The 10,472-nt window shown below is 41.0% G+C and carries 6 protein-coding genes and 2 pseudogenes; 4 read left to right on the top strand and 4 right to left on the bottom strand.

The genetic code is table 11. The annotated features are described in order from the left end of the window. Positions 1-65: 65 nt before the first annotated feature. A pseudogene (locus IQ276_RS35035) lies at positions 66-185 on the bottom strand (tyrosine-type recombinase/integrase); the annotation flags it as partial. Positions 186-318: 133 nt separating this feature from the next. Further along, positions 319-1,401, bottom strand: a complete 1,083-nt coding sequence (locus IQ276_RS35030) for a tyrosine-type recombinase/integrase (RefSeq protein ID WP_193914249.1) — start codon at positions 1,399-1,401, stop codon at positions 319-321. A 279-nt stretch (positions 1,402-1,680) separates the two neighbouring features. Between IQ276_RS35030 and IQ276_RS35025 the strand changes: the two genes are divergently transcribed. The 4 genes and pseudogenes from IQ276_RS35025 to IQ276_RS35015 all read left to right on the top strand — a co-directional run bounded on the left by IQ276_RS35025 (position 1,681) and on the right by IQ276_RS35015 (position 6,789). Continuing rightward, a complete protein-coding gene (locus IQ276_RS35025; protein ID WP_193914251.1) occupies positions 1,681-2,175 on the top strand; it encodes a hypothetical protein in 495 nt (164 codons plus the stop codon). Positions 2,176-2,222: 47 nt separating this feature from the next. Then, positions 2,223-6,269 (top strand): nSTAND1 domain-containing NTPase, encoded by a 4,047-nt coding sequence (locus tag IQ276_RS35020; protein ID WP_193914253.1) that lies wholly within the window; start codon positions 2,223-2,225, stop codon positions 6,267-6,269. Between the two features lie 46 nt (positions 6,270-6,315). Next, positions 6,316-6,408, top strand: a pseudogene (locus IQ276_RS41145) (WD40 repeat domain-containing protein); the annotation flags it as partial. 42 nt (positions 6,409-6,450) lie between these two features. Continuing rightward, entirely contained in the window at positions 6,451-6,789 is a 339-nt protein-coding gene (locus IQ276_RS35015; RefSeq protein ID WP_228042843.1) for a WD40 repeat domain-containing protein, read from the top strand. Between the two features lie 13 nt (positions 6,790-6,802). Here IQ276_RS35015 and IQ276_RS35010 read toward each other — a convergent pair whose 3' ends face one another. Further along, entirely contained in the window at positions 6,803-8,461 is a 1,659-nt protein-coding gene (locus IQ276_RS35010; protein ID WP_193914257.1) for a hypothetical protein, read from the bottom strand. Between the two features lie 15 nt (positions 8,462-8,476). Beyond that, on the bottom strand, positions 8,477-10,339 hold the full coding sequence (locus IQ276_RS35005) for a CHAT domain-containing protein (RefSeq protein ID WP_235116250.1): 1,863 nt from the start codon (positions 10,337-10,339) through the stop codon (positions 8,477-8,479). Between the last annotated feature and the right edge of the window lie 133 nt (positions 10,340-10,472).

Below are 10,472 nucleotides of genomic sequence, written 5' to 3'. Positions count from 1 at the left end.
TTTATCTCTCAAAAAAATTGGGAGCAAATTAAAGCCCTGCAAATGCCTTATGTAAATTAAGGTAGCTAAACAGGCAAATACATAGAACTGCTATCGTTGGGCCTAGCGTGCAAGTATCTACTGGTAGTAGAAACATTAGCGTGGCCCAAAGTCTGCTGCACCAACCCAATATTCGCCCCGCGTTCTAGGGAGTGTGTTTTTTAGCCTCTGACACAGCAAGACATTAATTACTTAAAATTGACAAATAATTCTTTAAAGGACAGAGACGCTACGCGTAGCTTGCTTAAGCGTAGGCGTACCCCTACGCTTTTTTATTTTTTACCTGTGTTTGCTTTTTCTACGCAGTGCGTGAGAAGTCCCAACACGCCCGACATGGTGAATGTACTTTGCAGTTGTCGCCGGGGAAGCATGGCCCAAATCTGCTTGCAAGTCAAAATCAGAAGCTCCATTTTTCTTAGCCAGCGTTGCGTGAGTGTGGCGGAGAAAGTGGGCGCTGAACTTAATTCCCGCACAAGTAGAAATTTCTTCCATCATCAGTCGCAACCCGCGATCGCTTAGAGGTTTACCCCTATCCCGCCGACTGGGACTAGGAAACACCGGCCGATCGTTGCTGGCATCCCCACGATAATCCAGTAACACTGCACTAGTTTCCGGATCGAGACTAATAGTTCTGGTTTTATTTCGTTTCCCCGTCACAGTTAACAATAGACAGTCCCCATCCTCCCGAAACTGCCGCCAAAATAACCCCGGCGTAATTACGCGCTTACCATAATCAGAAGTTTGCCGCGCAATTTCTCCCGCCCTCACCCCACTGTAAAACATGAGAGTAAACAGCAGCCAATGCATCTTATTAGTGTTGTGTTGTAAGTCTACTGCCATCGCCGCTTTTTCCAACTTAGCAATCTCGCGTTCCGACAGAATCCGCTCTGCAAGCTTATCGTCCCACTGGATGCTTAAGTCCTTGCCCAAGTCGATAGCAAAATAACCAATAGAAGCTCTAGTACCCCACTCCCACAAACTTTTAATCGCTGCCGTGTATTTAGCCGCAGTATTTTTACTAATTCCATAAGTATTTTTCTTTCCTCGTACTGGCTTTTCATCCTTGAGCCAAGCAAGATTTGCGTGTAGATGGAATAACGTTACCATCCTCAAATCAGATATCCCAAACCGCGACTGCATATAATCGACAAGCTCATAACCAATTTGCCGATATGCCCGTCGCGTTTGGTCGCTTTTGATAGTGACAGAATGTACCCATAGCTCAATTAGCTGTTGTGTGGAATTAATTTTCTGGCGGTTGGGAAAATAATAATCCACAAGCGCGACACGAGCTTCATCAAGCGGTAGAGTCACCACCTCCACAGCAAGTGATTCCACGCTTAATACAGGTAAATTTTCCATAATAAAAATCCCCAACCCCCACTGATAATTATGATGCCGAGAATCACAATTCCCGGTATCTTTATGATAGTTGTTTCTAGAACACGATCAAATTGCCCATCTAGAATCATCTATATTGTATATACGCGGATATCCCGTATGCGATGATGGTAGTGGGGAAAGTTGGGGAAGTAGGAGGAGATAGGGAGGTAGGGGGAGTAAGTAAATATTAGAACTCGAAGCAAATGGTTAAAGAACTGGTTAGAAATCACTTCTCCACAACAAAAGCGCGAGGGACTGGTGGAATATCCGCAGATAAATATAAAACTTCTGTCTGAAGAAGACCGGGAGTTGGTGAAGCAGGCCAAGCAGCGTGCTGAGGAGTTGCGCCTCACTTTTAAGGAGTTTGTGTTGGATTGTATTAAACAAGCACTCTCTGAAGAGAGTCCAGATGATGCAGATAGTGCAACTGCTGCCGAAATTGAAGCTTTGAAAGCTCAAATCGCCGCCCTGTCAGAGAAAGTGAGCATCCCTTCTGCAAGCAAAACCGAAGTGCATACACTCCAGGAGCGGTTAAATCAATTGCGGGTGGGTATTTCAAATGAAATTAAAAAGGATAGGGAACAACTTGCTTCTTTAACGTTGGCGATCTCCCGACTTGAAAGCCAAATTGAACAGCTGATACCTTCCTTAAATCTTCAGGTGGATGGCGAAGGTAATGCCGACAGTGATAGCGACTGGCTGTTTGGGGAAGGCCCCGGTGGTGTGGAAGCAGAAGATGTTGAGGGTTTTTGAAATTCGCTATAAAACAATTGTATTGACCAAAAATAAGTCTCAAACTAATGAATCGAGATGCGCTGGTAGTGGGAATTAATCAGTATCCTTTCCTGAAAGATACTCCAACAAGCAAAGCGAAACATCTTTTTACCCCTGCTAACGATGCCGAAGCGATCGCGCAACGTTTAGAAGAATATGGTGATTTTCGCGTGCGGCGGCTGCCAGAAACGATTCAGGGTGAACAGCGTCGAGTCACATCTGATGGTTTGGTCAAACATGAAACTTTGGAAGATGCGATCATCCAGTTATTCAACCCAGTAGGCGAAAATATTCCAGAAACAGCGCTGTTATATTTTATCGGTCATGGTTTACGCAAAAATCGCGGCGGGGTAACTGAAGGTTTTTTGGCTGCCAGTGATGTTGATCCCCGAAAGAATTTGTGGGGTATTTCCGTGCGATGGTTGCGAGAACTGTTGCAAAAAAGTCCTGTCAAGCAGCAAATCGTCTGGCTGGACTGCTGCTACAGTGGAGAACTATTCAATTTTGTAGAAGCAGATTTGGGGACATCGCTTCAGGAGCAAACGCGGTTTTTAATTGCTGCATCAAGAGAATTTGAATTTGCTGAGGAAGATATTCAGGGAAAGCATGGGGTATTTTCCAAAGCACTTTGGCAAGGACTTGATCCCAGACAACAGCCAGATGGTTTGGTCAACAATGATAAATTAATTGAGTATATTGCCCAAACCCTCAAGGATGTTCCCCAGCAGCCAATTTGGTATAACCCCAACCGGGAAATTATGCTCACTGGTGAACGAGAAGACGTTCTCATTCACATCCCAAATGGAGTTTGTCCTTACAAAGGGTTACGCTTCTTTGATGTTGAAGATGCTACCTATTTTTATGGGCGGGAAGTATTGACCCAAAAGCTGATTCAGCACGTTCAAGTGGGTAAAGGAAATTTTTTGGCCGTGTTGGGCGTATCGGGGAGTGGTAAATCTTCCTTACTGCGGGCGGGGTTGATTTACCAGTTACAGCAACAGCGCAGATTACCAGGGACAGAGGAATGGAAAATTCGGATTTTTAGCCCAGGAGAGCAACCTTTGGTGAGTTTGGCAACGGCATTTCTGGATGAGTCAGCCACAGATATGCAGCGTGCAGAACAGCTAAAAGTGGCAGATGAGGCGATCGCACAAGGAGCAACAGGGCTAGCACGATTAATTAGAGCAGCGCGATCGCCTCGCACCCTACTAATTGTCGATCAGTTTGAAGAGATTTTTACCGTTTGTCAGAGCCACAGCGATCGACAGCAGTTTATTTCTAGTTTATTGGGGGCGCTCAAACAAACAGGAGATAAACTCTGCTTAATATTTGCCATGCGTGATGATTTCTTGGGTAAGTGTGCTGCATATCATGAGCTAACTGATTTGATTCAAACCAATCTGGTGATGGTAACTCCCATGTCTTTAGAAGAGTTGCAGCAAGCAATCCGAGAACCGGCAGCGAAACTAGGACGGAAGGTAGAAGAAAATTTAATCAATGCTATTCTCAAAGACTTGGGAGTTGAAGTAGGACAACCCACACAAGAACCTGAACCGGGAATGTTGCCTTTGTTGTCATATACTTTAGAGCAGCTTTGGCAACGACAGAAACTGAATTGGTTGAAGCTAGATAGTTATCACCAACTAGGCGGGGTGCGAAAAACCCTAGAAAATTTGGCAGAAAAAACTTACAAGAAACTTTCGGCTGAAGAACAACGGGTAACGGACTTGATTTTTATTAATTTGACTCAGTTAGGGGAAGGTACACCAGACACACGCAAGCAAGTTCCACAGAGAGATTTGATTTCTTTGGATAAATCTGAACGGTTGGTAGAGCGAGTAATTCAAAAGCTGGCACTAGCGAAGTTAATCGTCACTAGCGAACAACGCAGAGGTGAAGAAAAAGTGGCGGTAGTGGATGTGTCTCATGAAGCTTTGATTCGCCATTGGTCAAGGTTGAGGGAGTTGCTGGATAATAATCGGGAGGCGATTAGAACTGAGCGCAAGATTCAGGCTGCGGCAGAGGAGTGGCAAGATAAAGAGAAATATCAGGATTATTTATTAACAGGGTTAAGGTTAGCTGAAACTGAGAAATTTCTTCATAATGAGGTAGATACTGTGCCTCTATCGAATTTAGCAAAAGAGTTTATTCAAAACAGTCAAGAGTATCAAATTCAGCAAGAACAGCGTTGGAAAAAGTTATATGAAGAAGCAGAAGAACAGCGTAAAATTGCTCTTGCACGCCAATTAGCAGCACAATCAGAACTACTACGAAATCAACAACCACGTTTACTAGAACGTAGTGTTTTACTAGCTGTAGAATCTGTGAAACGCTATCACTCTGTAGAAACAGATCAGGCTTTAAGACAAGGATTAAGTCTACTAGCTCGTCCTCTAGTAAATTTAAAAAATGAATATAAAAATATGGCAACAGCTATATCATTCAGTTTAGATAGCAATCTCTTAGCTATTCATCAAGAAGAAGATACTGTTCAATTATGGCACTGGAATAGTGATATAATTCTTAAATCTCTAAAACATAGAAAAAAAATTTCACCTCCGCCTAATTCTCATAATTATAAGTTTTCTATTTCTTCATCTTTTTTCATTGGTCACGATTATTTAGTTACTATTAGTGATGAATCTTTTATTAATAATGCATATCAATACGATTATCATACTATTTGGGTTTGGGAATTATTAACGGGTCAGGCAATAAGTAGTGAAACTTTACGAACAAGAATAATAGATATTGATTTTTGCGCCTCTAGGAATTATATTGTAGCAGTTTTACCATTATCTTACTTTGAACCTCAAGTTAATGCTATAGTTCATAAAAGCCAAGTAATATTTTGGCAATTAATAAATAGAAAATTAACTCCAATAAGAAAACTTATTTCTGAAAGTGAGATTAGTGCCGTTGCTTTACACCCTAATTTAGAGTGTTTAGCATTGTCATATAAAAATAAGGTTATTTTTGTGATGTGGGATAGTGATCAAGAGTTCAAAAGCATAGAACAAGAGGAAGTTTCTATTGTTGTTTTTAGTCCTGATGGAAGTTATCTAGCAACAGCAGTTAATGACTTATCTAACCAAAAATATACTGTAAGTGTATGGGATATTATTAGCACAAAAGAAATAATTCGGATACCTCATAAAGATATTTTATACTCTCTTGCTTTCAGCCCTGATGGGAAATATCTAGCAACAACAGGCCGATCTACAATTACGCATATATGGCAAATTGATAGTGGACAAGAATCTGCGCGGATAAATCATGATAGTTTTGTTCATAAAATAGTTTTCAGTCCTGTTTACAACGGAGGGTATTTACTAGCCGGTTCTTCTGCTCAGATATGGAAGTTAGATGGTATGCCAGAAATTGCTTCTATTGACTACAAAACTAAAAATGTAAAATCTATTAATGATGACATCATGTGTGGTGCTGTTTTTAGCCCAGATTGTAAACATTTAGCCATTATAGATGAAAACAACACTGTTCAAATATGGAACATAATCAATGGGAAAGAATTTGTATCTCATCTCTCATACGATTTGCCTGTAAAGTTATTCTGTTTTAGCCCAGATGGAGAATATATAGCTACTGTGAGTAAAGATAATACGTTGTGCCTCAAAAAGTGGAAAGATTGTACAAGTGAGCCATTAATATTGATAAAAGGTAAAGACTCAGGCAAGCTTATACGAAGTTTCATTTTTAGTCTAGATGGTAACTATTTAGCTATCGCAATAGAAACTGCTAATAATAGAAAATGGGAAATACGTGTACTGTCTATAGAAGACAAAATGACTCACTCGCAGACAAATCAAAATAATGCTAGTCAGGTTTGGGAGGTTTTAAGTCAAGAAGAATCCAAGTATATTACCTATGAAGAAACAGAAGTAACAATAGTTAAACAAAATAACGATATACCAATTAAAGTTAATGATGTGAATTTAAGCTGTGATGGAGAAAATTTATATTTGGCTATAGCAAAGTCTGATGGTACTGCCATAATTTGGAATGTGGTTGATGGAAATAAAATCATACAAATAGCTCATAAAAGTATTGATTAGAAAATTGATTTATCTTTTTACACCTAAGTTAATCATATTAAAAATTATGTTCAAAATTTATTTTCCGACTAACAATTTATACAGCATTACATTCAGTCCAAATCACCAATATTTTGCAACAGCAAGTGCAGATAAAACTGCAAGGATATGGAAATTTACTAACGGTAAAGAAATAACTTGTATGAGACATGAAGGTTATGTATACTCTGTCGCATTCAGTCCAGATAGTAAATATTTAGCAACAGCAAGTGCAGATAAAACTGCAAGAATATGGGAAGTTCCTAGTGGTCGAGAGATTTCACGGTTGACTAATAATGATATTAAGACAGTAGTTTTTAGCTCAGATGGAAAATACTTAGCTACAACAAGTAATGATGGCACGGTAAAAGTTTGGCTCTGGAGAGCAGAAGACTTAATTCAAGAAGCTTGTAACCGTCTACCACGAAATTTGACATCAGAAGAATGGCAACAATATTTAAATGATGAATCTTATTCTAAGACTTGCTTAAATCTTGATTAAACCATAACATAGCTTACTCCTTTGTTCTTTGTCTCTCCTCTCCTGGTAAATTACTCAAACTCCGACTAGCGACATCTGCACTCAATCCCCAAAGTATCAATTCCAAATAATTAGAAAAGGGGTCAGCACCAAAGGTCATCCCCTTTTCTACATACAATGCGCGTATCCCTACTAACGATAATCCTAGTAACAACGTTAAAGATAACAGTGGTCGCACAATCCAGAATGTTGTTTCTGCTCGCAACTCATTAGATACTCCCGCGATCGCTATCAAAAGTTGGCGTAACCAAGCAAACCTAGCTGATTTAGTTTTCTGCACCTGTGTAGCACGTTCAGCAGATGTTATGGCCACAGCAGCTTCATTTGCAGCTGCTGTCAAACTAGGATCGGGTTTTTGATCTGCTCCCATCATGACTTTGCTGAGTTTAACAATACTTTCTTGTATCTGTTGCAAAAGTTCTTTAGCTTTATCATAGTTCTCAAATTTAATGCACTTTCGAGCTTCATTAATCTTGGCTAATAGCCCGTTTTCACCACCCACATCAGGGTCTTGTTCCATACCTTTTAACTGCTGTTCGATTTTTCGGAGGCTAGTTAAGCAGTTAAGACGCTCTTTAATCTTGGCTAAATCTGCGTTCACTGTTTCTAAATCCATCTGAGAAACAGAATTCCTAACTTTGTTGACCATTGGACTCAGAATTTCTTGGTCTTGTTGGTCAACTTGAGCAATCATGTTCTCTACTTCGTAGACTTTCGCCAAAGCATCCGATTGGGGAATCCCCTTCTCTTGCATATACTTAAACAATCTGCCTAAAACGATACCCACCAATAAAACAAAAATTGGCATCGCTGGGCCAGTACGCATACTTAAATTCACTGGAATCGACAGTCTCCCCTCTCGACCTTCCATTGTCAAGTAGACTGTCCCCGTATATTGGTCGGGGGGAATTTGCGATCGCTTCCAGTTCAAAGGTAAACTAATAATTTTATTAGCAGCTAAAGTTTGGGGACTTAGTGGGGATTCTACCTCGGTTTTAGTAATTTGATAGTTAGTTTGTTTCCCTTGTAAAATTACTTCAGCACTGGTAAGAAGCACAGTTGCTTGATTGGGGTTATCTAAATAAATTAGCCGTTGATCTTGGAAAGCGCTGGCGGGAAGTAATAGATGAGCTAAACCACAATCCCAACTGCATCGGACTAATTGCAACTGAACTTGTTCTGAATCTTTTACAGGTACTAATGCAGGTCTAGCTTTTGCTTTCACTGTTAAAGGAATCACCAAAGCCTCAGACCGCTTTTGACTAGGTAAAAGTATTTCAATCTGTCCTTGATAAGTTCCTGGTAGCTTTACACCATTGAGCTTCACCTGAAAATCTTTTGGTAAACCCGCTTCTAGCTTGCGTTCCCCCATTAACTCTATCTGCTGACGACCAATTACCTCATCACCTTCGGTTCGCTTCAAATCTGAGGGTAGGAATGTCCAAGCAGTGATATTCCCTCCAGAAGCTGTTAACCGGATGTTGCTAATTAAGGCATTCTCTTCCCCAAGCCAACCTTTAACTTCTAACGGCTTGTCTTTGGCATCAACTTCAATTTTGACATTAGTTTGAGCAACAGCAGGAGCAGGGCAAATGAGCAAAATCAGGAGTGCGGCAGTAATCCAGCGTTTCATGAGTAGGTCAAGCAGTTAATTATGGGCGAGCGCACGAGCTAAAGCAATCTCATAAGGAGCATACAATGAATACACTAAACCCAAAGGATTGAGGTTTTGCTGAAGCATTTCTCGCCGCACTGTCAGCATAGCTTGTCCTAAAGGTTCTCCGCGAAATACTCGCTTGAGCAAGGTAATGGCATAGAGTTCTGCAAATAATTCTGGTACGGGGCATTCCGTACCAATTACGCCACTAGCACCAGCTGCACGAAAGTCATCAATTAAGCTGATGTAACTCTCCGGCCCATAATCCCCAGTAGCGCAGCCGTTGAGTAAGACTAAAGGGCGATGCTGCCAGTTTACCTCGCAGGCTTCGAGAAAATTACTGGAAATTTTGTCATCGCTCAGTTGCAAGTAAGGCAGTTGTTCAGTTTCATCTATACCGCCGTGACAATAAAAGTACACAATATCTAAATCAGAACTGTAAGTTGCCCAAATATTCTCCAGTTCCATGATTTCTTCAGCTACTAACATTTTCACGTAACCAAGTTGTTCAATTTTAGGCAGGTGGTTTTTCCAAAACCTAAAATCCCGCCAGACGTTGAAATTGATATACAAAGGTTGATTATTGGCAATTTGCCATACAAGGCTAGGCGTTTGAGAAAGTTCGCCACTTGTCCAAGCTGGAAGTTGCTCAATAGCATAGCGGTAGCCCCAAAAAGCATGGGGGCAAACAACCTTGTAATTATCCTTAAAAGGACAGTCAGTACAGTCGATGTCGTGATTGAGAAATTCTTCGCAGACATGAACTTCTTTACTGGTCATTACCTTACGCTCGTATAGCAACGCCCAAGGAATTGTAGACTTTCCCAATCCTAAAATTTGGTTAATGGGGTTGACTTGGATGACACTATCGGGTTTCAATGCGGCGCGTAATTTTTCGCCATTGTCTTCACCTAACGTTCGACCTTTGTTTTCGGGGAGCAATGAGCGATATAAATATCGTCCAGCATCGGCTAACTGAGGTAGCCAGGTATTCAGCAACTTCATATCGCCTTGGGTTTTAAACTGATAACCCTCTTTTGTCGCCGCCATTGAGTGCAATTTTTGCCGCACTCTGGCGATCGCATTTCCTAACCCAGATTGTAAATTTGTACTATAAGATACTAGTTCTTGATTGCCCTGTGTCCTGTCCAGAAAGCGCAGATCAGTGCTACTATCCCGTGTATCAATCTGTACATCTACAGTTAAGAATCGCTCAGGAAGCAGTGTTAGCTTGTCATGAGTCAGCAAGTCAGTGGTAGTAAAGGTAATGGTAGCAGTTTGAGGTGGGCGCAGTGACTCTGGGATTTCTGCCCCGGCTACGGGGATGATGAGGACTGCAAGTTGCTTTGACTGGAGCAGATATCCGCGATATAACAAGTCCACCTGAATGTAGCCTCGACCTTCAAATAAGTTAGGTTTAACGGTGAACTGTACACTGTCTGATGCACCACTGCGGGGTAAGGTTAGCTTTTTGACAGTTGCATCAATGTTAAAGTCTTTAGAAGCCACCACTAAATCTAGAGGTAAGGATTCCGAGTCATTCCACACCTGAGCCAAGGCTTGATCTGGAAATGGAGTCGGCTCACTCTCTATTCCTTTTCGTTCTGGGCTGATGTCTACAAGCAATAAATAAGTCTGTCCGTGAATTAAGGGTTCGCTGAGTGGAACAGTTATGTGATGGCGTAGCCCCTCGCAGGCATCGTCAGGGTTAACAAAGTAAGTATTAAAGGGGAGCAATGCGATTTTGTGAGGTCTGGTCAAAAACAAGCGATGCCTGCGGCGGGCGTAGCCATCGCTAAAAATTATATTTAGGTACAAGGTGATTTTATTTGCAAATAAAATACTGGTTTGCACAAAAATTCATCTTGATGAAATATCTCAAAAAGATTAATAGCAAGTCATTTGACGATTTTTTATAAAAATATCTGCAATCAGCCTTTCATACTTAGTATGAATTATGTCAAAAAGTAAATTAAAGGCAAGATTA

Origin of the sequence: Desmonostoc muscorum LEGE 12446 (genome assembly GCF_015207005.2) — a bacterium.
Classification (GTDB): Bacteria; Cyanobacteriota; Cyanobacteriia; order Cyanobacteriales; family Nostocaceae; genus Nostoc; species Nostoc muscorum.
The sequence above is the reverse complement of the archived record's forward strand: the minus strand, read 5'-3'. Positions and strand labels throughout refer to the sequence as shown.

What these genes read in the sequence shown, in the direction of transcription:
- IQ276_RS35020 (WP_193914253.1), top strand. Translation starts at nt 2,223, where the DNA reads ATGAATCGAGATGCGCTGGTAGTGGGAATTAATCAGTATCCTTTCCTG.
- IQ276_RS35030 (WP_193914249.1), bottom strand. Translation starts at nt 1,401, where the DNA reads ATGGAAAATTTACCTGTATTAAGCGTGGAATCACTTGCTGTGGAGGTG.
- IQ276_RS35010 (WP_193914257.1), bottom strand. Translation starts at nt 8,461, where the DNA reads ATGAAACGCTGGATTACTGCCGCACTCCTGATTTTGCTCATTTGCCCT.
- IQ276_RS35015 (WP_228042843.1), top strand. Translation starts at nt 6,451, where the DNA reads ATGAGACATGAAGGTTATGTATACTCTGTCGCATTCAGTCCAGATAGT.